The organism is Prosthecobacter sp. (assembly GCF_044226605.1).
Classification (GTDB): Bacteria; Verrucomicrobiota; Verrucomicrobiia; order Verrucomicrobiales; family Verrucomicrobiaceae; genus Prosthecobacter.
The window spans coordinates 1-23,024 of sequence record NZ_JBGAGS010000030.1; the positions used below are offsets into that span (position 1 = coordinate 1).

The following is a 23,024-nucleotide window of genomic DNA, read 5'->3' on the forward strand; positions in this document are numbered from 1 at the left end:
GTTCCAGCGTTGCCGTTCACGTTGCCCGCCAGCGTGATGTCGTTCAGGCCCGTGGTGATCAGCGTCACTCCTGCTCCTGCCACGCTGCCCGTTGTCACCGCCAGGTTGCCCCCGGTCGTCGTGATGCTCGCCACCCCGTTGTTGGTCGTCGTCACTGCCCCCGTCACATTCAGGCCGCCCGTCGTGTCATTGAGCGTGAATGCTCCGTTGCTGGTGAACGCTCCAAGGTTCGCCACCGTGTTCAACTGGTTCAGCGACACCGTGGTGGTTGCGGAACCGGTCAGTGTCCCGGTCGTGTTAAGCACTCCCGCGCTCTGGCTGATTGCCTGGCCCGAGGTCAGCGTCACCGTTCCGGCATTGCCATTCACATTGCCCGCCAGTGTGATGTCGTTCAGGCCCGTGATGATCAGCGTCACTCCCGCTCCTGCCACGCTGCCCGTTGTCACCGCAAGGTTGCCCCCGGTCGTCGTGATGCTCGCCAGTCCGTTGTTGGTCGTCGTCACTGCCCCCGTCACGTTCAGGCCTCCCGTCGTGTCGTTGAGCGTGAACGCTCCGTTGCTGGTGAATGCTCCAAGGTTCGCAATCGTGTTGAGCAATCCCAAAGACACTGAACTCGTGGTGCTGCCCAGAACTGTGCTTACGTTGAGAACTGAAGCTGCATTCTGAGTCACGGCTCCGGCGATGTCACCCGTGCCGATACGCAGTGTGCCACTAGTCGCAGTCACATTGCCGAGAGCCACCGTTGTCGCACTCTGAATATCCACCGCCACACCGCTGGAAGTGCTGGTCAGCGTCGAAGTGTTCAACTGAATGGTGCTTCCACCGCCGTTAACAATGATCGTGCCGGAACCTGCATTGACTGCAATGCCAGCGCTTACCGCCAATCCACCGACAGGACCGCCGGTAAGGCTCATATTGCCCGATGTGGAGGTCAGAGCATTGCCCACGGTCAATCCCGTTGAACCCACCAGTGTGATCGTGCCGGATGACGTGGTCAGTGTTCCCGTTGTCGAAAGAGTTCCGCCGTTGCTGCGCAGGTCGATATTGCCCGTGCCCGTATTGAGATTGGTTGCAGCCGGAAGCGTCAGCGTCGTTCCTGCAATGGCAGTAATGCCGGTATTGGCTCCCAGGGTGGGTGCGGCCAGGGTCAGGGCGTTCACATCTTTGACGGCCACGGAGGCGCCCGTCGCATTGAGTGTGACCGCACCGGTGAAGTCATTGTTGGTCTGGCTCACGTCAATGGTGCCCGTGCCTCCATTCAGACTTGCCGTCGATGCCAAAATTTTGCCCGTTGTCTGGCTGATTCCCACGCCGGCCAGTGTCACCCCCGCTCCAGTAGCGTTGATGTCAGCTCCGATGGAAAGCGTTCCGCCAGCCGTTGTGATCGATGCTGTATTTCCATTCGTCAGCAGATTCCCTGTCACATTCAAACCGCCCGTCGTGTCATTGAGCGTGAACGCCCCGTTGGTCGTGAAAGCTCCAAGGTTCGCAATCGTGTTGAGCAATCCCAAAGACACCGAACTTGTGGTGCTGCCCAGCACAGTACCCACATTGAGCAGCGTGGTCACATTTTGTGTCACTGCTCCCGTGATGTCACCTGTTCCGATACGCAGCGTTCCGCTTGTCGCACTCACATTGCCCAAGGCCACGCTTGTCGCGCTCTTGATGTCCACCGCAGTTGCGCTGGCGCTTGTCGTTGTCAGTGTGGAGGCGTTGAGCTGAATGGCACTGCCACCACCACTGATCGTGATCGTACCAGAGCCTGCATTGACTGCAGTGGCTGCGCTAACTATCAAGCCGCCTGCCGCACCACCGGTGAGACTCACATTGCCTGAGGTGGAAGTCAGAGGATTGCTCACGGTCAATCCTGTCGAACCCACCAGCGTGATCGTGCCGGAGGAAGTCGTCAGCGTTCCTGTCGTAGAAAGAGCACCCCCATTGCTGCGAAGGTCAATATTGCCAGTGCCGGTGCTGAAATTGGTCGCTGCCGGCAGCGTCAGGGTCGTTCCTGCAATGGCGGTGATGCCTGTGTTTGCTCCCAGAGTGGGCGCGGCAAGGGTCAGCGCGTTGGTGTCACTGATCGACACCGAAGCCCCTGTAGAGCTAAGAGTCACCGCGCCGGTGAAATCATTTGTGCCTTGAGACAGGGTGATCGAATTGGCACCAGCATTCACACTGGTGGTTCCCGTCACAGTCAGTGCAGCAGGATTCGTCACAGCACCTGCGGCAGTGAGATCGAGATTGCCCCCGGTCGATCCGCTGATTGCGACACCATCCGTTTCATTGATGAAGCTGTTGCCAGCACCCACTCCTTTGCTGAACGCAAGATTGGTGACATTGGTATTCAGGCTGGTCGCTGCTCCTGTTGCGCCCACTGTGCCGAGTCCGTTCAAGTTCAGAGTCGTTGCGTTGACCACTCCAGCCGTGCGCGTCAGGGCTGCGGAATTGTTGAAGGTCACGCTGGCCCCCGTCACATTCTGGCCCAGGGCAAGAGTTGTGGCGTTCAGTGTCAGATTACCACCCACGGTGGTCAGCGCAGAAGTATTTAGCGTTGTCGCGGTAGCAGTCAGTGTCAGGTCACCACCTCCGGTGGTGCCGCTGACGTCAACGCCGTCCACCTCATTGATGAAAGTGGCTCCTCCCGTCTTGTTGATCGAGATAGTGCTCACACTAGTGTTCAGGTTGTTGGCAGCCCCGCTGGCACCCACGGCACCACCGCCACTCAGGCTGAGGGTGAAAGCAGTCACTGTGCCTGCGGTACGAGTCAGTGCTCCGGAATTGTTAAAGACCACCAGAGGTGATGTCACGTTTTGTGAAAGCGCCAGGGTTGTGGTATTGAGAGTCAGGGTGCTGCCTGGGGCAGAGAGTGGCGCACCATTGATCGTCGTTGCGGTGGCGGTCAGAGTCAGGTCTCCGCCACCGGTGGTGCCATTGACTTCCACACCATCCGTCTCATTGATGAAGCTTGCGCCACCCGTCTTGTTCAACACGATGGTGCTTACATTCGTGGCAAGATTGTTAGCCGCACCCGTGGCTCCAACCGCACCTGCGCCCGTGAGGTTCAAGGTCGTAGCGGTCACCGTGCCCGCCGTGCGTGTCAGCGCACCAGAGTTGTTGAATGTCACGCTCGTTCCCGTCACGTTCTGGCCCAGCGCCAGAGTCGTGGTGTTCAGCGTCAGATTGCCACCCACAGTTGTGAGCGCCGAAGAGTTCACGGTCGTCGCTGCGGCGGTCAGAGTCAGGTCTCCACCTCCGGTGGTGCCATTGACTTCCACGCCATCGGTTTCATTGATGAAAGTGGCGCCGCCCGTTTTGTTTAGCACAATGCTGGTCACTGCCGTAGTCAGATTGTTTGCAGCACCGCTGGCACCCACGGCGCCACCACCGGATATGTTGAGGGTGCCTGCGCTGATCGTCCCTGCCGTCCGGGTAAGTGCCCCGGTGTTGGTAAGGGTCACCGTTCCCGTCGTTGAAACGTTGGCGGCGAGGCTCATTGTTCCGCCCGAGGTCAGGGTGACGGCACCAGCCCCCGAGTTGGTGATGGGATTGCTGAGAATGAGGTTATTTCCTGCGTTCAGGGTGAGTGAATTACCGCTGTTATAAACGATGTTGCCACTCACAGTAATGTTACCGGCACCTGCTCCGGCAGATGTCGTGGAAATAACAACATTGGCTGTGGCAAGCTGCTTGAGAAGGGTGGCATTCACGTCCCCAGCACCGGTGCCGATTGAGATGGTGGAGGTGTTGTTGGCTCCGCCGTTGAAGGTGTTAGGGTTGCCGCCGCCAAATGCACCAAAAGTTGGCGCAGCATCGACACCTGCGCCATTGATGGTGATATCCGTAGGGTCGAGCAAGAGGGTTCCTGTGAGGCCATTCGCCGCCGTCAGATCTGCCAGACCTGCAAAGCCCAGCCACTCCTTGCCCGACACTTCTGCAAACCCGCCATTGCCGGAAACTGCACCACCCTTGGCGCTGATCTGTCCTTGATACAGAGTAGCATTGTCCGCCCAGACAACCACTTTGCCACCATCACCTGTTTGTCCGGCGTCAGCAGAAATCGTAGCTCCCTTTTCCACTTCTGTGGTCTGCGCGGTCGGCACCGTGCCTTTGCCCTGAGTGTCTCCACCAATGAGCACCTGGCCACCGCCTGCAGTGCCGCTGGCGTTGATCTGGGAGGTCGCGGCAATCTTCACGTCCTTACCGGTGACCTGGATGTCGCCACCCTTGCTGCCGCTGGTCGCAGTGAGGTTGCCGCTGTTCGTCACCGAACCGCCACCGGCGGAAAGATAGAGCTTGCCGCCCTGGCTGACCACCCCTGTGGCACGCACGGTGCCGCTGTTGTTGACCGCCATGGAGTAAATGTTTCCACCGTTCGCCTTCAGTTCTGCCTGCACTGCTTCCACGGTGCCGGAGTTGTTCACTCCCGTTCCGCCCACCGTTCCGGCGCTCGCAGGCTTGACCTGGATACGCTCGGTGCCTTTTTCGACCAGGGTGATTTCCTGACCGGCGGCCATGCCAGCGGTGCCATTTGGAGCGCTGACCGTGCCGGCATTGTCTACATGACGGGCAAAAAGCATCACGTCTCCCACTGCTGCATGAATCTGCCCGAGATTCTGGATGCTGGCTGACGAGGAGCCTGAAAATGTGACTGAGCCCGAAGCACCGGTGGCGTAATTGATGAACTGACCGTTCGAAACATCGAGAGTGGACGCAAGAAAGCTCCCGGTCTGGATGATGCCAGCACTGCCCACCAGCGTGCCATTGGGGTTGATAAGCCAGATAGACCCGTTGGCATTAAGCGCTCCATTGATGATTGACGGATCCAGTCCGACAACACGGTTCAGCGTGGCCCCGCCATCAGGCTGATGGAAGGTCGTGGTTTCTCCCAAGCCGATGGAAAAGCTCGTCCAGTTGATCACCGCCGCCTGACTGGTTTGGTCGATGATCAGGTTGTTCCCGATCATTGTAGGCACCTGCACCTGGCCAGCCTGAAGATCAAACCCCGTCGGATTGGCAAAAATGTAAGACGGCGGTATAAGGCTAATGCTCGCGGCAAAAAGGAGACTGAATTCACGAATAGCACGTTTCATAGGGGAAGTATGTGAGCAGGGTAGGATGCCTTTTCCAAAAAATCGCACGAGCGTGGCGAGATGTGGTTCTTTTGTCTAGCTGAAAGTGTTTAAATTGTTATCCCAAAACCCTCTCCCCCTAAGACTTAGAACTAGTCCGTTACATAATTTCAATAACAAGTTCCGCTAGCTCGAGGATGTTTAATCTTTCCTAACGTACTCATCCCACCTACCGAGAGCACTGTCCCCATCCACTAGTTATCACTCCGTAAAACGTCCAGCCACAATGAGTTATCACGTCGATTCGCAAGCCTCAATTTCGTTCGGTTCACCCATTTAAACGCTTCAACAGGCTGCAATTCAGTCCAGGCTTTACGCCTATCAATCCATAATTCTCGCCTAAGCTCACCGTTCACGTGCTGCTCCGCCGGGGCAAAAAGGTAGGCGAGCTGCGCAGAGTCCGGGGAAAACTGGCACTGCCCAAATCCCCCGATTATCACAGGAAAGCCACCTTTCACCTTGTGCACCGAGACAGGTGCGGTGTGGACGTCCGTCGCGTTGACATTTAGGACAGCCGCGTGTGGCTGTGAAGCAATGCCCTCGCTGCTCTCTTCCACCACGCGGAGCGGATGCAGCGCGACGTAAGCAAGCCGGCTGCCGTCTGGGCTGAACACAAGCGATTCCGCCTGCGCCGAAGGATATCTGCCCAGGATCGCCCCATCCAGCACGATCACCGCGCTCTGTCCCACCGTCGCGAACGCCACATGTTTTCCATCATCGCTAAAGATGATTCGTGCCGAAGGTGCCGCGCGTGAAAGCATGGTGGGCGTGGAGTTTTCCGCGGCCACGCTGGCCACCAGCGGAGCGCCTCCATCGGCATGACATTCGACTTCACCATCTTTGGAAATCACGACCCAGGCGAAACGCGAACCTGCGGGGGCGAATGTTAGCTGCGAGATCTGCCTGCCAGTGCGGGGCTTCGCTTCACACACAGCCTTGCCGTCCAGCCACAAAGTCTGCGCCCCATGACGGCCGTGGGAGATGTATGCCACCCGCTGTCCGGTGCGATCCAGCGTGAGTTCGCTGATGTGATCATGAATCGGACTTTTCCCTGCATCCGTCACGACCCTTTCTCCCGGAGCAAATACCTCCCATTCCGCATCCAGCTGCTTCATGGCAATGTAGGCCCAGTGTTTTCCCTCGCAGCCAAGGCGTGGCGCTGTGATGTGGCTGTAGGCGGACACCTGCACACCGTTCAAAAAGAGGGCATCCTCATCGTTCAGGCGCTCCACATGAGCCACCGTCGAAAAGTCGCTGCTGCCCAAGGCCGCCTGGAACTGACCGCGAACTGTGTAACTTCGATCAGGGAGCGTCAGAGTCTTTTGACCCGCCCGGTCCGTCACAAACGCCATCCATTGGGAGCCCTCGGAGGAGAACCGAAGTTCGGCAGCACTGGCCGCCTCTATGCCAGCGCGGATGACTTTTTGATCCAGCATTAAATCGGCGAAACCAGAATTGCCTCCATCCGGGCAAGACAGGTGCAGCACATGCATCAAATCCGGGCTCAGTACCGGCGGATGTACGGCCCCGCCGGGCTTTTCCTGAAGCAAGATCCGGCCAAGGTCATCGGACTGCCTGCCTGATGGAAATCCAGCCTTTGCATCCCCTTCAGCCTTCACCAAAGGTGATTGCTTCACATCGACTTTCCCCATCTGGGTTTGCGCGGTTGCTTCAGGCTTCGCTGGCTGAATTTCTTTTTTGCTCTCCACCTTGTCGTCGGTCTTCGGCTCAATCTCAGTCTTTGGCTTGATCTCCTGCATTGCGACAGGCTGAGCAGCCGCCAGGTCAGCCTTCGGGGTAACCTTGGGCAGTGGGGATTGCGGCTGAGACATCGCTGGCGGCAAGTCCGCATTTGCTGGAGGAGGCAGCAGCATCTCAAGCTTTTTTGCAGGAACTTCAGCAGGCTCAACTTTCGCGACAGCAGCAGACTGGCCACCTGACGGCGCGGCATTCAAACTGGCTAAGGCAGCACCATGGTCTTTTGAAGCCGCAGCATCGGAGGGAGAGGCAATCGGATGAGCCTCGTTGGCTGCAGAGGCAGGTGCATTCCCGGGCCTGACCGGAGCCGGTAAATCCGCTCCAGATGTTTTGCTGGACTCCCCTTTCGTTGCTGCCACCACAGGAAGAAAAACAATCGCCCCAGCGAGCACAAAAATTCCCGCCCCGATGAGTATCCAGTAATTGGGCTTTTTATCCGCACCCCTATCCGAATCCGTCGTGCCAGGAGCCTTGGCCGGTGGCGCATCGCCAGCTGCCGCAGCGCTCGCAAGCACCGCAGCTTTTTCAGCCACGACGACAGCGTCCTCCGCCACTGGAGGAGCCTTCGCTGAGATGACATCCTCAGGAGCTATGATCGAAGTCTCAGCTGAAAGAGAAACAGGTGGCTGAAGGGAGACGATTTCCTCGTTCACCTCCCTTTTCACCGGTTCCCGCCCATCATTCACCAATACGACGCCACTTTCTGGCGTGGACACAGGTGCAGGTGCTTCTTCGGCCACCGCTTTCTTTTTGCTCCCTTTCGGCGCGGCATCAGCAGGCACCGGCCGCTTGTGCTTCTGCTTTTTTCCCCGCTGCACAGAGTCAGAAGATGCGGCCCCATCGATAGCTGGCACGCCACCATGAGCCGGCAGAGCGAAACGAAACTTGTGGTCACCAATGGTGAAGCTGTCCCGATCTTTCAGCAGCAGTTTTTTCACCGACTTTCCCTGCATCCACACGCCGTGGGTTGAGCCGAGATCGCTTAGCCACCAGGATCCATCTTCAAAAACGACTTCAGCGTGATGTCTTGACGCCTTGGGGTCGTCCAGCACGATCAGATTGTCCAATTCACGACCGATGCTGACAGCATCTTCACCGAATTCATATTCGATTCGTATAGACGCTGGAGAAGTCACCTTAAGGCGCGGCATGACGTCCCAGTGCTGGATCGGATGCATGCAAACATCAAGCACCACTCGAAAGTTTTTCCGCTTCAGCTGGCTGCCCCCTTTTCCACTCGAAGGCCCCTCTTGCAAATCGGCTGCACCATGAATAACTACTCCTAATGTCGCTTTTGACGCAGCCAGCCCAAGATTCACCATCCTCCTCAGGGGCTGGCACTTGGCGCTCTCCCTTGGCGGTGGCGCTGTATCTGCCTGGTTTTGCGGTCGCCCTTCTCTGCGGTTGGTCGCTTGCAGGACATTTCAGGCATGGTGGAGACACCCATTCCCTCAAGGTGGCCTTTGCAAGCGGCGGTCTGCCGCTCCTCCATGCCAGGGAGGAATCTGATCTCGTCCTCCAGGCAGAGGCCGCTGCGCAGAATCAGGAGCTTGCCAGCCTGGCTCAGGTGGTGAAAGGACTCGAAGTTCAGCTGGCAACCCTGCTCTCCCAAATTCAGGATGGTCAGAAAACTCTGGCCGAAACCGAGGCCACCATAGGTTCCGCCGAAGCAAGAAAGCAGGCCTACATTGCAGAAAAAAAGCGGCTGGAACAGCTGCTCGCCGCTTTTGCCTCGGCAGACACCGAGCGCCAGACCGCGGAGAAGATGGTCGAGAGTTCCGCACTCCCAGGCGGAGCCAGCTCGCTTTCTGTCAAAGATCTGGTGACTTGGAAGACCGAGTGGAAAACCATTACTAGCGATGCCTCCACCAAGATCAAGACGGCCAGCACCGCTGTGCAGGACCTGCAAAAGCTCCAGACGAAGTGGGAAACCGAACAGGACTCATTGACTGCCGCCCAAAAAGCCGATCTGCAAGGCCAGCTTGTGTCCCAGCAAAGCGCCACGGAGAGCAGTCTTAAATCGGCGCGTGAAGCGGTTGCTGCTGCCGAAGTCACTCTCGCAAATAAAATCAAGGAGCAGGCCGCAAAGATCCAGCAGGCCATAAAAACCACGGCCCAATGAACCTGCTCGTTCTCCAACCTTTGCGGTGGCACTTCCTCATCGCCGCACTCCTGGCCCTCCTGTGCGCCTGCACGGCTGGAGTCTGGCTTTCCACCTTTCGCGCGGTCAAAGTCGGCGGCCCCGTGCTTCCTCCTCATCGCCCCCTGCCCCTTCAACCCAAGGCCGCTGACCTGGGCACCCAGATTCAGGAGCAGAAAGCCAGATTGCTGCAGGACAAGAAGCAGGCGGAGACACAGCTCATGACCAAGCAGGAGGAATGGAAGCAGCTGCAGGCCCGTGTCTCGACCGCACAGCAGAAAGCCCTCGCCGCCGGCAACGACAACAGCCCGGAAAAGCAGGCCGTCCTGAAACTCCGCGAACAGCAGCCCCGCTGGGTCGTTCTCGATCTCGCCCCGGCAGATGCAGAGGCCCTTGCATTAGTGTGGGACTCGAAGTCCACGCAGGTTGATCGTGCCATTCAAATCCTTGAGAACAGCCGCCAGACTTGGAAAGGCAAAGGCGCCTCCGCGGTTTCTTCCAGCACCACCGAGCGCCAGAAACGCCAGACTGCCCTGACCGATCTGAAAACCCGTTTCGACAAAGAAAGTCTCTCAGCCTCCAGTGATCTCAACTTGGACAGCATCCTCCCCGAAAAAATCGAACCCCTCCTTGCCAAGGTCCGCAAGATCATTGAAACGCCTGGCAATAACCGCGCCATTGCCGGTGTGAGCTTTACCAACAGCGCTGGCATGGAAATGGTCTGGATACCCGATGGCGGATTCTGGCTCGGCCGCAGTGAGGTCACCTCCGCCGCCTACAAAGCCGTCAAAGGCACCAACGGTGGCGACGACAGCCCCGCTGAAGGCATCTCTTTTATCGAAGCCATCGAATTCTGCGAGGCGCTCAACAAAATGGAGACCGTGGACAAGCCCCTCCTCCCTGCCAGCCAGAAGATGCGTCCAGCCAATGCTCTATACACCCTTCCCACCGTCAAGCAGTGGCGCATAGGCAGGACTCAGGAGGAAACACTTGGCTTGAAGGGCTTTTCCAATGGCCTCAGCGAATGGAGCCAGGACAGGCAATTCTCTCGGCTCGCCACGAAAGCCGTATCATACGTTCCCACGGAACCGTCTTGGTTTATTGCATTAAATGGCGGCGACGCCATCGCACTTCCTCCCACAGCCCAAGGCAACATCACTGAAAGCGGCTCCGCAACCAAAGCTACCGGTCAACGCGGCACCATCACGATCTGGTCCGGCCGACTGGGGCTGCGCGTAATCTTGGTGCCAAAACAGGAGTGAGAAAAGAGGGGCGCGCAAAGTGCATGCCCCTTATCTTTGCAAATTCCTTGGCAAGCGATCGCTCGCTTTCGTTGGCCATCCATGAATACCTCTCCTAAGTACATTCTTGCATTATTGCGACAATCGAGGATAATTCGAATGTTCGCACTCGAGCTCAGAGCTCCGGTCAAAGTCACCTGATAAAAGGACACAAAATACGCCGCCCAATGAATTTGCACTTCATTCACCCCATACGCGGACAACTAGGCCTGGCTGCTATGCTGGCACTGGCATGCGGCAGTTTCTCCGGGTTTTGCCTCACGTCCTTCGCCAAAGCCAGCAGTCACTTCCACCCGACACACCGCCCTCTGCCGCCTCCTGTCCAGAACACCGCGTCTCGTGTGCGGGAGTTGGAGGCCAGGCTGATGGAAGACAAGCAGCACAAGGTAAAGCAGCTTGCGGAACACGGGGAGGAAATGAAAAAACTCCGGGCTGCCATCTCCGTGGCAAATGAGAAGGCCGCAGCCGTCATTCCCGACGACACCCCTGAAAAGCAAGCGGTGCTCAAGCTCCAAAAGCAGCAACCCGACTGGCGCGTTCTTAGACTCTCGGACGCCGAGGCGCAGTTTGTCATGGATGTTTGGATTTCTAAGGACACACACGGCGAGCAGGCGAAAGAAATCCTGCTTGCCAGTGCCAAAGCGTGGAAGGACAAACACACAACGGAGCGCCAGAAACGTCTGAACGCGCTGGAGGAAATAAATAAACTCTTTGAGCAGGGAAGCGCCGAAGTCTTTGCCACCCTCAGCCTCAAAGGCATCACCCCCGAAGAAACAGACCCAGTCCTCACCGCAGTCAGCAAAATCATTTTACTGCTCGGCCCCAGCCGCGCCGTTATCGGGAAGAACTTCACCAACAGCGTCGGGATTGAGATGGTATGGATACCGGACGGCAAAACCGGATTCTGGATCGGTCGCAGTGAGGTATCCACCGCAGCATACAAAGCCATGAGAGGCGGTGGACCCGGTGACGATAGGCCCGCTGAAAAGATTTCATTCAACGACGCCATCGAACTCGTTGGGATTCTCAACAACCGCGAAGCCGAATCCAAGAACATTGTTCCGCCCGGTCGGACCCTGCGACCACTCAACGCGATATACACGATTCCTACCGTCAAGCAGTGGCGTGTTGGCCGGGTTCAAGAAAAATCCTTTGGCATGGAGGGCTTTTCCAATGGCCTCAGCGAATGGAGCCAGGATCGCCAAAGCTCCGGCCTCTCCACCGAAACTGCATTCCTTCGTATCCCTGACTCTTCTTGGCCCATCGCCTTGAATGGCGATAGCGCCATAGCACTGCCCCCTCACGTCAGCGGCAATTACGTCACCGTCGGACCTGGGACAATAGCCACCGGCAAAGGCGGAACAGTCACTCACTGGCGCGGCCGCCTCGGCTTGCGCGTGATTTTGGTGCCAAAAAAGGAGTAGTTCAGTGCGCCCTGCGAATCGCCCCGCAGAGCAAACAGGTCCGGGCATTCCTCCATTCACCTTCGTACGGCGGCCCTGCGCCCTCCTCCACTACTGGAAACCACTATGCCAAAATTGCGGTGCTTCACCAGCATGCGTACCGTAGCGGACGACAATATCGGATTCTTTTCCTCGGGGCATCCTAGCACTCGTGAACACAAACCACGAACGCGCTATGAACCTGACTGCCTCCTCCCACATCACCCCCCGCCAACGTTTCATCCAGAACCTCGCGGACAGCGAGTTGTTCCGGCACTACCAGAAAGCCTTCCACACGCTGACCAGCCTGCCGCTGAGCCTGGAAGCAGCCGGTGAAGATGAGCACATCGAAGTCGTTCAGACCCGCAAAGGTGTGGCCGGAGTGGTCGAGTCAAAGGTTCCGGTGCGCGTGGGAAAAAACACCATCGCCACCATGCTCACTGGCAGCGTCCGCCTTCAGCCTGCAAACGCCGCCACCTTCGCCCCCGTGGCCAAAGCCCTTCTCGATGAAGACCGCACCGCCGCTGAGATCCGTGGTGCCAAGGTCCAGTTTGATCAGGTGCCGGTCATGTCTCCCGAGCGCTACGAGGCCGCCTTGGCGATCCTCCAGTCGTTTGCTCTTCAGCTTGGAGAAAGCGCACACCGCCTCCTCTTCGCTACCGCCACTCATGAGCCCGAAGCCGTGCGCAATGCCAAAACCTTCATCCACTCGCATCTTGCCGAGCCGATGTCCCTTGAAGCCGTCGCCAGCGCGGTCAATGTCAGCCCCTTCCACTTCTGCAAGCTCTTCAAGCGCTCCACCGGCCTGACCTTCACGGATTTCGTCAACCGCGCCCGCGTGGAAAAAGCCAAGCGCATGCTCATGAAGCCCGCCGCACGCATCACCGAAGTGGCCTACGACGTCGGCTTCCAGAGCCTCTCTCATTTCAACCGCAGCTTCCGCCGCATCGCCGATGAGTCCCCCACGGAGTTTCGCAGCCGCATGAAGCACGGCGGACCGGCCCTGATGGCCGCATAACCCTTTGTCGCCATGTGCACCGCTCTGCGGTGTTTCGACGACATAGCCCCGGAAAGGAAGCCTGAGCGCGTTGGGCCACCCTTTCCGGGGTTTTTTGTAAAGTACTCGCGAGCTTTAGCTCGCTCTGGGTGCGCACAACTGCCCCCGGACTGTCTGCGGCCAGTGGTGTCTTTTCGGCGGGCAGCTTTGTTTGCGCTCCTGTCCGTGCAGAGGCTTTGACGGGCAGCCTCCACGGAGCAAAAGCTCCGCGATCAGGCGCAGACGCTCTTGCCAGAACGAGCTAAAGCTCATGACTACTTTGGCGGGATGCACTTGACCCACCCTCGCCACTGCGCACACTCGCCCCTCACTCCTTCCAACCCTGAACCGAAACTAGAACCCCGAACACTTGTTTATGAGCCGGAAAATTCGTTATGGCATGATCGGCGGCGGGCGCGGCGCCTTCATTGGCGGCGTCCATCGCATCGCAGCTTCGATCGATCAGCAGATTGAACTCGTCTGCGGTGCCTTTTCCTCCGATCCTCAGCGCTCCAAGGACAGTGGCGCGGATTTCTTCCTGCCCGCCGAGCGCTGCTACGGCAATTTCGAAGAAATGCTCCGAACGGAATCCTCCCTGCCGGCGGACAAGCGCATGGATTTCGTTTCCATCGTCACCCCCAATCACGTCCACTTTGCAGCCGCCAAGGCCGCGCTGGAGGCTGGATTCCACGTCCTTTCCGACAAGCCCGCCACATTCAATCTCGCTCAGGCCAAGGAACTGGCAGGCATCGTCAAGGCCACCGGCAAGCTCTACGGCGTCACCTACAATTACACCGGCTACCCCCTCATGCGCCAGGCGCGCCAGATGATCGAAGAGGGCAAGCTCGGAGATATCCGCAAAGTAGTCGTCGAATACCCCCAGGGCTGGCTCGCCACCATGCTGGAAAACACCGGCCAGAAGCAGGCCTCCTGGCGCGTGGACCCCGCCATCTGCGGCGCCGCCGGCTGCATGGGAGACATCGGCACCCACGCCATCAATCTCGCTGAATACGTCACCGGCCTCCACATCAAGGAGCTCGCCGCCGACCTCACCATCTTCCTCGCCAAAGAAGGCCGCCGTCTGGAAGATGATGGCAATGTGCTCCTCCGTTTCACCAATGGTGCCAAAGGCGTGCTGCATTCCAGCCAGATCAGCATCGGCTGTGAAAACAATCTCAGCCTCCGCGTCTATGGCTCGCTGGGCGGCATCGAGTGGTCCCAGCTCGATCCGAACACGATGATCGTCACCTCCTTGGACAAGCCCAAGCAGATCTACCGCACCGGCCTTGGCTACCTCGGCAGCGCCGCCGCCGCCGCCACCCGCACTCCCTCCGGCCATCCGGAAGGCTACCTCGAAGGCTTCGCAAACATTTACCGCAACTTCGCCAATCACGTCCGCGCCGTCATCGATGGCACCCCGCCCAACCCGCTGGACATGGACTACCCCACCATCGAGGAAGGCGTCGCTGGCATGGCATTCATAGAGGCCGTCGTGGCCTCCTCCGCCAACAACGCCGCCTGGACCCCGCTGGACTACACCCCGACCACCCGCGCAAAGTATGGCGATGCCACACTGAGCAGTGACCGCGGCGGCCTGTCATAAGACGATAAGGCAGCAGTATCGAACTCAGAGAGTGATGTCGGCACAGGCTGACATCACTCTTCTGTTTTCACCGCAGGCTGTGCCGCCTGATTCGGAGGAGCCTGCAGGCTCACCCCCGTGCTGCTTCGCTCCAGATCAGGGTCAAACGCGAATTCAAAGATCGCCCCGTCCAGGGTGTTGAGAAACCAGTCTCGCATCAGCTTCGGATCGTTCGCCACCGCGGCCTCCAGCATCGCACGGCCCCTCGCGCCATCAAAGATGTCAAAGTCGATCCTCAGCAGCTTTTTCGAATCACTGACGGGCAATGCAGCAACGCGTTTTTCCATTTGTTCCGCGAACTCAGGATCATTCGTCGTCACGGCTGATAACGCGGTCCAGCAGATCGTTAAGCTCCTCGCTCTCCTGCATCTGCCCCTGTTTCATTCCAGTGTAGCGCTTTAGCAAGGCCTCCACTTTTTGCTGTACCTGAGGAGAGACAGCCGGAGGCCGGTAGTGCGGCCTGTCGGAGTCCACAGCTTTGAACGTTTGTTCCCGCACGGGTGCCGCGGACTGCACCTTTGCCGGACGACTAAGCACTGCGGCAGATGGCCCGGAAGGCTGCTGCTCCAAAGCCAGCGGAAGGCTCAGTGCGGCCGCAGCCGTCGAGATCAGGATTTTCGTGGAGGTAGTCATGGCAAGAAATGGGGAAGTCGTGAGAGCGGGCGCAGTCGTGCCTGCACTGCTTCCCGCACCGCTCAGAGCCAGCTTGCCGAGCGAGCCGCTCAGAGTCGCTGGCAGGGCAGCCTCCGCCGCACTCTGCGCGCTCATAAAAGCCACCAGACCTGCACCGCACACCACCCCGCGTCCGCGCAAAAGCGTGCGCAGCTCGCTTACTCCCGCCTCGATCTGACGCGAAATGGTGGACTGGCTCACGCCGGCACGCGCCGCCATTTCTTGCTGCGTGCAGCCCTCCAAATAATGCGCCACCAACAGCCCTCTCAGCTTTTCAGGAAGGTCGTTCAGCGCAGCATCGATCTGCGGCTCCAGCTCTTCCCAAGACGACTCGTTGGGTCCAGGCAGCGCCCAGTCTTCACTGGCGGGGCGCTCCTCATTCCGCCTGCGCCGCGACTCCCCACGCAGAGCATTGCAGGCCTTGCGCCAGGCCACCCGGTGCAGCCATGCGCCCAGAGATGCCACCTTCGTTTGCCTGCTGTGCGCCAGTTCCAGAAACGTCTCCTGCGCCACGTCCTCCGCCAGCGCCGCATCTCCCGTGACCCGCCGTGCCGTGGCAAAGACCATTCCCGCATGCTCCCGCACCAGCGCCGCAAATGCGTCCGCATCGCCTTGGCGATGGTAGCGTGAGAGCAGGTGCAGGTGAGTTTCCATGGAGCGATGTTTCAGCCTAAAGACACCTCTCGTTTCCACTTCATGCAGAAAATATGAGAGGAGCCCGTCTGAATCTCTCGCAGCCTCAGCGGCCAGGCTTTCCACGGATCAGCTTGTAGGCGGAAAACAGCGCCTTCCCCAAAAGCGTCTGCGGAGGAGAGGGCTTCTTCTTCACGGGTCGCGGAGGCGGGTTGTGGTTGACCTCATAGTCTTCCTCTCGCTCACCCGGAAAACCTCGGAAGACTCCCCTTGCATCCGCGTCCCCGGCAAAATCTTCAAACCCCATGTTGCCGAGCGAAAGATTGTTCTCAATCCCCTGAATCCGCGTGGGCAAAGCGCGAAATGTTCTGCCCGGTTCGTCGAGGAGGTCCACCACCATCAAGGACTGCTCTGGATCTGCAAAAGTGGTGCCGTCTGCGATGACGATGAAGCTGTGTCGATAACCCTCCGGCCGATTCGCAGCCAGTTTCTCCGCCGTCACCTCCGCAAAGTCAGGATCGCTCACAAAACTCACATACGCCAGAAAGCCATCTCTGCCGATGGGGCTCGCGATAAGGCTGCACAATCGGCTCCAGGCCTGATCATCGGAAAAGTCAGTGCGCAGGACAATCGGGTCCTTGGTATCAGGAAGCGGTTTCATGGCGTGGAGAAGTAGTGGCAGATGAAAGATTGCGATCAGCCTTTATCGACGGGATTAATCCGTTTCACCTTCGTGAGATGATGCGCAAGGACCGTCACGGAATCAACTGGCTCTGCTTCGGAAGGCTTCACCATGAAGCTCGTCCCGGTCTCATCTCTTCCCACAATGGTGCCCTTCACGCCCCTATGCGGCCCCAGCATCACCTGCACCTCGTCACCTATTTTGCACCGGTCTCGCCAGTCAATGTACTGAGCCCCGATGAACAGGGCTGCCAGCGGCACCAGCATCGCCATCGCAATCCGCCAGTTTCCCATGGCAAGATTCAGCACTGCCGCCAAAACGAACGCAATCAGCAGCAGCTCCGCGCAGCCTGAGTGCATGAACCCCGCAGACTTGTGATGCTGTGGCTGCAGTGTGTTCATGGTGGGTTACCATTCATGCCGGCATTGCTTGCATTTTTCACCAGCCGGGTACTCGATCGACACCCAGGCCCCTCGCTTCATCGCGGTAAAATCAGGCATGATGAGCATGTGATCGCCGCATCTGTGCTTTGTTGGCAAAAAAACGGGGAGAACAAGCACCAAGCTCATTCTCCCCGTTGAATCATTCAATCGATTCGTCTCAGATCGAAACCGGCTTGCCGCTCGCGGCAGACGCATAGATCGCATCGATCACCTGCATCAGGCGCAGCGCCTGCTCCAGGGTGTTCAGCGGCTCGGCCTTGCCTTCCAGCACTTCGATGAAGTTCGCGGCGGAATCGATGCGGCCCATGTCTTCACAGGCGGGCGTCGTGATGCTGCGGTTCACGCTGTGACCGTTTTCCTGCACGTAGAGCTCGCAGGCGTCGATGGCGGTGTTGTCCAGGCCGTCGATGCCAAAGAGGCGCTGCACGCAGCCGCCGGCCTTGGTGCCCTGGAAGACCACGGACACTTCCTCACGCTTCACCATTTCAGCCCAGGACACCTGCAGGCTCAGCACCTGGCCGCCCTTGAAGGTGACGAAGCCGTGCGCGGCGTTTTCCACATCGGTGATGCCACCCACGCGGTCCGGAATGCCCCAGGGCCCCTTGAACTGCTTGTCGGTGATGAAGTCGGAGAAGGTCTGGCCCAGCACGTGCGCAGGCTCAGGATAACCCATGAAGTACATGGCCAGGTCCACCATGTGCAGCAGGTCGATGAGGGAGCCGCCACCAGCCAGTTCCTTCGTGGTGAACCAGCCGCCAAATCCAGGGATGCCCGTGCGGCGGATCCACTTCGCCTGCGCGGAGTTGATGGTGCCCACGGCGCCCTGCTTGATGTACTTCATCATCGCCTGAGATTCCGGACGGGCGCGGTTGTTGAAGTTGAAAAGCACCTGCTTGTTCGCCTTCTGCGCAGCGGCGATGATTTCCTTCACTTCATCCGCATGCAGAGCCGGGGGCTTTTCGCAGAAGACGTGCTTGCCGGCCTCCAGGCACTGGATGGCGAGGGACTTGTGAAACTTGTTCGGCACGATGACGCTCACCGCATCCACATCCGGCGCGGCCAGCATGGCCTCCACCGTTTCATACGGGGTCGTGATGCCCCACTTCGCCGCCGCCTTGGCCGCTGCTCCGGGAGCCGCGTCGCACACGGCGATGATTTCCGCGCCTGCCTTGCGGAATCCTGCCGCGTGATACTGCAACATGCCGCCGACTCCGATGACTCCTACTTTGATGGCCATAAAGGTGATTTTCTAAGGTGTGGTTGGTAAATTTGTCCGAGGGCCGCGAGAATGGAGATTCAGAGCCGCAGAGTCAAGGCACGAAATGGCCGCGCCTCTCCGAAGTGATGAGGGCACTCTTGCCCGCAAGTCTGGCGCTCCAAGACGTCCTTCTCACCCCGCCTGTTTCCATCACACCCTCACCTCCGCCATCCACTCCAGCAGCTTCGCGGTATCCTCCGGGTCACGCAGCCACGCCCGCGCAGCGCATTTCACCTCGTCTCCGACCAGAAAAGTCCACCCATCAGGCAGCTCGCGGAAGGCATCGAGATCCGTGATATCGTCTCCCAGGAAAGCGGCCGCGCTGGTGGGGATCTCGCAGCGTTCCATAAACCACCGCAGCGCCTTGCCTTTGTCCCACTCGGTGGCGGGCCGGATTTCCCAGATGCGTTTCGCGGGCCGCAGCTTCAGCGCTGCCACCTCCCGCAGTGCGGCCCTCACCCGTTCCTCCACTTCGGCGTGCGCATCATCCGCCGCCAGCCGGTAATGAATGGAGGCGCTGCAGGCCTTATCTTCGATCCACACTCCGGGAATGCGTGCCAAAGCCGGTGCCAGCTCTCCCAGCACCGCGCGCAGTGCAGGCCCGGCCTCAGCAGTGCCGGGCGCCACGGTCGTCACTCCTTCATACGCGATCTCCAGCCCGTGATTGCCCGCATACAGCGCTCCATCCACCGCCGCCTTCTGCTGCAGATCGGCAATGGAACGCCCCGAGATCAAAGCAAACATGACTCCCGGCTTTGCAATGATGCGCTGCACCGCCGCCCGGGTGCGCTCCGTCATGCACGCATCATCCGCATGCGAGACGAGAGGCGCCAGCGTGCCATCAAAATCGCAGCCGACCATGATATGCGGTTGGGAGAGCAGCCAGTGCCGCAGAGCTTCGCGTTGTTCAGTCCAGTGGGGGATCATTCGTTCACAGTGGCTTCGGAAATATCCAGTTTCATCAGGTGGCTGAGAATGTTTCCCGCCCAGCGGTACACATTGTTGTCCGACACTTTTTCGCGCATGCTTTTCATGCGCCTCTGCCGCTCCTCCGGCTCCATCGTCAGCGCCTGATGCATCGCGTGGGCCGTGTCATGAATGGAGAACGGATTCACGCCAAGCGCCGTGTCCAGTTCGCGTGAGGCTCCGGTGAATTTGCTCAGGATCAGCACGCCGTCATCGTCCACCCGGCTCGCCGCGAATTCTTTCGCCACCAGGTTCATCCCATCGTGCAGCGAGTTCACGATGAAAAAACGCGCCAGCCGGTGCAGCGCCACCATGTCCACAGACCCGTGCTGCTTTTTGATCAACGTCACCGGTTGCCAGTCCGTGCGGCCCCAGCGCCAGTTCACCTTTTCCACCAGCTTGTCGATTTCATCCTCCACCGCTTGATACTCCGGCAGGTGCGACCGGCTCGGAGCAGCGATCTGCACAAACGAAAACTTGCCCCGCCATTCCGGATGCGACTCGATGAAAAAATCCAGCGCGCGCAGCCGCTCGGGAATTCCCTTGGTATAGTCCAGCCTTTCGATGCCCACGCCCAGCAGCCGGTCGCCCAGCCGCAGCTTGCGGCACCACTTTTCCATGGCCGTATCCACTGCCGGACTCGTGGCCAGCGCCTCATTGGCTTCGAAGTCGATGCTGATGGGAAACGGACGCACGTTTGTCACATGTCCCCCACGAGTGACTTGCCATCCTTCGCGATCCACCATCGCCTCCAGAGAGCTGTCCACCGTCTCAAAAAAGTTCTGGCAGTGATTGCGAATGTGAAACCCCAACAGGTCATTTCCCAGCAGCCCGTCCACCAGTTCATGCGACCACGGGCAGGTGCGAAACATCTCCCGATTCGGCCAGGGAATGTGCCAGAATTGCGCCACAACGAGGTTTGCTCCGCCCATCTCCTTCACCATCCGCGGCAGCAGGCAGAAGTGGTAATCCTGCACAAAGATGATGGCGCGCTCACCTGCCGCCTCTTCGATCACCGCCTTCGCAAAGATCCGGTTCACCTCCTGATACGTCTCCCAATTGGCCAGTCGAAAAATGGGCCGCTTAAAAGCGATGTGACACAGCGGCCACAGCCCCTCATTGGCAAAGCCATAATAGTACCCTTCCTCCTGCTCCGGCGTCAGCCACACCCGCCGCAGCGTATAGCTCGGATTCCCCGGCGGCACCGGCAGACGCCCCTGCTCATCCGCCGTGGCGCGGTCGGCATTCCCCGCCCCATGGGCGATCCACGTGCCCTTCGTCGCCGCCATGATCGGCCGCAGCGCCGTGGCCAGCCCGCCCGTGGTCTCGATGCATTCCATCTCCCCGCTCTCCGCATAGCGGTGCATGTGCGGCTCGCGATTGGACACCACGATGAACTTCACCCCGCTGAGCCGCGTCTCGATCAGCTCCCTCAGCAGCTCCTTCGTCCATGTGCGGCTGGTAATCATAAGTGGCATCCCGATTGAGCGGCTGTCGGTGATTTTTGCATAAAACTCACGGCTGCCGCCCGCCTGTGAGCCGATTAAGGGGTACGCCTGATGAATCGCACCTCGCAGGACAGCAGGCGGTAAAAAACCACCCAAGCTGTGAACAAGGAAGAACATCCCTTTCCCTCCACGGGCGACATCGCCCGCCTCGTCCACTACATTCAAAATGAATGGCCTGGACTCAGCCGCGGCCTGCGCCAAGTGGCCGAAGCCGTCTGCGATGTAAAGCTCGGTGAGGCAGGCTCTCAGGGCTGTCCCATTTACATCTCCCGCTCGGAGGACTTGCCCCGCGTGCAGCGCATCTTTGAAAAATCGCTGTCATCCGGTCAAATGACCACCCTCCGGCTCAAGGTGCTGCCCTCCGACCCCGCGCGCATCGACGAGCATGGCCTCCTCTTCCTCCCCGGCCGCTACGTGGTGCCCGGCGGCCGTTTCAATGAAATGTACGGCTGGGACAGCTACTTCATCGCCCTCGGTCTCCTGCGTCAGGGCCGAGTGGCCATGGCGCGTGCCATCGCGGATCAATGCCTCTACCAGGTTGAGCACTACGGCACAGTGCTCACGGCAAACCGCACCTACTACCTCACCCGCTCCCACCCTCCTTTTCTCGGTCGCTTGGTCCTCGCAGTGTATCGCGCCAGTGGAGACCTGGTCTGGCTAAAGCGCACCCTGCCGCTGCTGGAAAAATTCTACTACTACTGGACCGTGCCGCCGCATCTCGTCTCCGGCATGAACCTCTCACGCTACTACGACTTCGCCCAAGGACCCGCGCCAGAAGTCGCACTGGGAGAAGTGGACGAGCATGGCCGCAACCACTACGAGCGCCTCCGCCTCAACCTCGCCGCCGGCGGAGAATACGTGCAGGACGCCAGCGACTTCCTCGATCCCGAAACCGGTGCCCTCACCACTCACGCCTATCACGCGGACCGCAGCATGCGCGAGTCCGGATTCGACGTCAGCGGTCGCTTCGGTTTCGCCAATCTCGATGTGCTCGACATCATGCCCGCCTGCCTCAATACCCTCCTCTGGAGGCTGGAGGTGGACATCGCGAAAGTGCGCGCCTTCCTCGATGCCACCGCCTCGCTCAACGTCTGGCAGGAGCGCGCCCATCAGCGCGCCGCCGCCATCAATGAGCACCTGTGGGACGAAGAGGCCGGCCTCTTCTACGACTTCGATGGCCGCTCCGGACGCCGCCGCGCCTACCCCTTCGCCACCACCTTCTGGCCCTTGTGGGCAGGCTTCGCCACACGTGAGCAGGCAGCCAAAGTCGTTGCCCGCCTGCCCGACTTCGAAGCCGCCGGCGGCCTCCTCACCAGCCTGCATCCCAGCGGCTGCCAGTGGGACAAACCTTTTGGCTGGGCGCCGCTGAACTACCTCGCCGTCATGGGCCTTCACCGCTACGGCTACCGCCATGAGGCGCGCCGCATTGCCCGTCGCTTCGTCACCCTCGTCGTCTCCGAGTTCCGCCGCACCGGCATGCTCTTTGAAAAATACGATCTCGAAGGCATGACCAGCGACGTCACCGGCAAGATCCAGTTTGGCTACCCCACCAACGAACCCGGCTTCGGCTGGACGAACGCCCTCACCATGGAGCTCCTCGACTACCTCGGCTGCCTCGGCGACCTCGACACCGAACAGACCTTCACCTCGAAGATCACGCTCCCTCCCCGCACGCTGCAAGCCACGGCGTAAGCTTTGGAGTCGTCCTCGTCCTCCTACTCGAACTCGTCCTCGGTCAAAGCGCTCCGCCTTGAGAATAGAGGGCGCACGGAATCCAAGCGTCACAGTCCGGCAGGGCCGCACCATCCCCGCGCCCCGCCCCAATTTGCAGTTTTCATTTTTCAGTTCGCAGTTTTCAGTCCTTCCTCAATCATCCCCATCTCCCTGAAGGACGACGCCCATGCCCGCCACTCTCCGCCCCGCCACCGCCGCCGATCTACCGGCCATCAACGCCATCTACAATCACTACGTCGAGCACAGCACCTGCACCTATCAAACCGTCCCCAGCACCGCGCAGGAGCGGCAGGACTGGTTTGACGCCCACGGCCCGGAGCATCCCGTAATCGTCGCCGAGGAAAACGGCACCATCATCGGCTGGGGTTCCCTCAGCCGCTTCCACCCACGCCAGGCCTACTGCCACAGCGTTGAGGACTCCGTCTATCTGCATCACGAGCATCAGGGCAAAGGCCTCGGCAGCCTGCTCCTCGGCGAACTACTGCGCCTCGCCAAAGAACTCGGCCACCACACCGTCCTCGGCGGCATCGATGCCGACCAGGCCGGCAGCATCGCCCTCCACGCCAAATTCGGCTTCGTCAAAGTCTCCCACCTCAAGGAGGTCGGCCACAAGCACGGCCGCTGGCTCGATGTCCTGTGGATGCAGAAGATGCTCTAAAGTTGACCAGTTGCGCCGCAAC

16 protein-coding genes are annotated in these 23,024 nt (G+C 59.5%); 7 read left to right on the top strand and 9 right to left on the bottom strand.

Annotated elements, in window-relative coordinates; genetic code table 11:
• Positions 1-5,090 (bottom strand): beta strand repeat-containing protein (locus tag ACILSO_RS28870; RefSeq protein ID WP_395740963.1); only part of this gene is annotated, 5,090 nt, incomplete at its 3' end.
• A 233-nt stretch (positions 5,091-5,323) separates the two neighbouring features.
• Positions 5,324-8,209 (bottom strand): FHA domain-containing protein, encoded by a 2,886-nt coding sequence (locus tag ACILSO_RS28875; RefSeq protein ID WP_395740964.1) that lies wholly within the window; start codon positions 8,207-8,209, stop codon positions 5,324-5,326.
• Positions 8,210-8,343: 134 nt separating this feature from the next.
• Between ACILSO_RS28875 and ACILSO_RS28880 the strand changes: the two genes are divergently transcribed.
• The 5 genes from ACILSO_RS28880 to ACILSO_RS28900 all read left to right on the top strand — a co-directional run bounded on the left by ACILSO_RS28880 (position 8,344) and on the right by ACILSO_RS28900 (position 14,409).
• Positions 8,344-9,009, top strand: coding sequence for a hypothetical protein (locus tag ACILSO_RS28880; protein ID WP_395740965.1), 666 nt, complete (start codon positions 8,344-8,346; stop codon positions 9,007-9,009).
• Complete coding sequence (locus ACILSO_RS28885; protein WP_395740966.1) at positions 9,006-10,289, top strand: hypothetical protein; 1,284 nt, start codon at positions 9,006-9,008, stop codon at positions 10,287-10,289. The genes ACILSO_RS28880 and ACILSO_RS28885 overlap by 4 nt, the downstream gene beginning before the upstream one ends.
• Positions 10,290-10,693: 404 nt before the next feature.
• Positions 10,694-11,752, top strand: coding sequence for a hypothetical protein (locus tag ACILSO_RS28890; RefSeq protein ID WP_395740967.1), 1,059 nt, complete (start codon positions 10,694-10,696; stop codon positions 11,750-11,752).
• A gap of 190 nt (positions 11,753-11,942) precedes the next feature.
• Positions 11,943-12,788 (top strand): helix-turn-helix domain-containing protein, encoded by an 846-nt coding sequence (locus ACILSO_RS28895; RefSeq protein ID WP_395740968.1) that lies wholly within the window; start codon positions 11,943-11,945, stop codon positions 12,786-12,788.
• A 394-nt stretch (positions 12,789-13,182) separates the two neighbouring features.
• Entirely contained in the window at positions 13,183-14,409 is a 1,227-nt protein-coding gene (locus tag ACILSO_RS28900) for a Gfo/Idh/MocA family protein (RefSeq protein WP_395740969.1), read from the top strand.
• A 53-nt stretch (positions 14,410-14,462) separates the two neighbouring features.
• On the opposite strand, the gene ACILSO_RS28905 is transcribed toward ACILSO_RS28900, so the two are convergent.
• From ACILSO_RS28905 to ACILSO_RS28935, 7 genes are all read right to left on the bottom strand, one after another.
• Positions 14,463-14,735: a hypothetical protein gene (locus tag ACILSO_RS28905; protein ID WP_395740970.1), complete on the bottom strand. Its 273-nt coding sequence runs from the start codon at positions 14,733-14,735 to the stop codon at positions 14,463-14,465.
• Positions 14,736-14,754: 19 nt separating this feature from the next.
• The gene (locus ACILSO_RS28910) at positions 14,755-15,774 is read right to left on the bottom strand and encodes an RNA polymerase sigma factor (RefSeq protein WP_395740971.1); all 1,020 of its coding nucleotides are present in this window, start codon (positions 15,772-15,774) and stop codon (positions 14,755-14,757) included.
• Between the two features lie 85 nt (positions 15,775-15,859).
• Positions 15,860-16,414, bottom strand: coding sequence for a DUF6924 domain-containing protein (locus tag ACILSO_RS28915; protein ID WP_395740972.1), 555 nt, complete (start codon positions 16,412-16,414; stop codon positions 15,860-15,862).
• Between the two features lie 35 nt (positions 16,415-16,449).
• Positions 16,450-16,836 (bottom strand): KOW motif-containing protein, encoded by a 387-nt coding sequence (locus tag ACILSO_RS28920; RefSeq protein WP_395740973.1) that lies wholly within the window; start codon positions 16,834-16,836, stop codon positions 16,450-16,452.
• Between the two features lie 199 nt (positions 16,837-17,035).
• Entirely contained in the window at positions 17,036-18,115 is a 1,080-nt protein-coding gene (locus ACILSO_RS28925) for a Gfo/Idh/MocA family protein (RefSeq protein ID WP_395740974.1), read from the bottom strand.
• Positions 18,116-18,286: 171 nt separating this feature from the next.
• Positions 18,287-19,063: a trehalose-phosphatase gene (gene otsB / locus ACILSO_RS28930; protein ID WP_395740975.1), complete on the bottom strand. Its 777-nt coding sequence runs from the start codon at positions 19,061-19,063 to the stop codon at positions 18,287-18,289.
• Positions 19,060-20,571: a trehalose-6-phosphate synthase gene (locus ACILSO_RS28935; RefSeq protein WP_395740976.1), complete on the bottom strand. Its 1,512-nt coding sequence runs from the start codon at positions 20,569-20,571 to the stop codon at positions 19,060-19,062. The genes otsB and ACILSO_RS28935 overlap by 4 nt, the downstream gene beginning before the upstream one ends.
• A gap of 138 nt (positions 20,572-20,709) precedes the next feature.
• On the opposite strand from ACILSO_RS28935, the gene ACILSO_RS28940 reads away from it, so the two are divergent.
• Both ACILSO_RS28940 and ACILSO_RS28945 read left to right on the top strand, forming a co-directional pair.
• The gene (locus tag ACILSO_RS28940) at positions 20,710-22,302 is read left to right on the top strand and encodes a trehalase family glycosidase (RefSeq protein WP_395740977.1); all 1,593 of its coding nucleotides are present in this window, start codon (positions 20,710-20,712) and stop codon (positions 22,300-22,302) included.
• A gap of 208 nt (positions 22,303-22,510) precedes the next feature.
• Positions 22,511-23,002, top strand: a complete 492-nt coding sequence (locus ACILSO_RS28945) for a GNAT family N-acetyltransferase (RefSeq protein ID WP_395740978.1) — start codon at positions 22,511-22,513, stop codon at positions 23,000-23,002.
• Positions 23,003-23,024 lie beyond the last annotated feature (22 nt).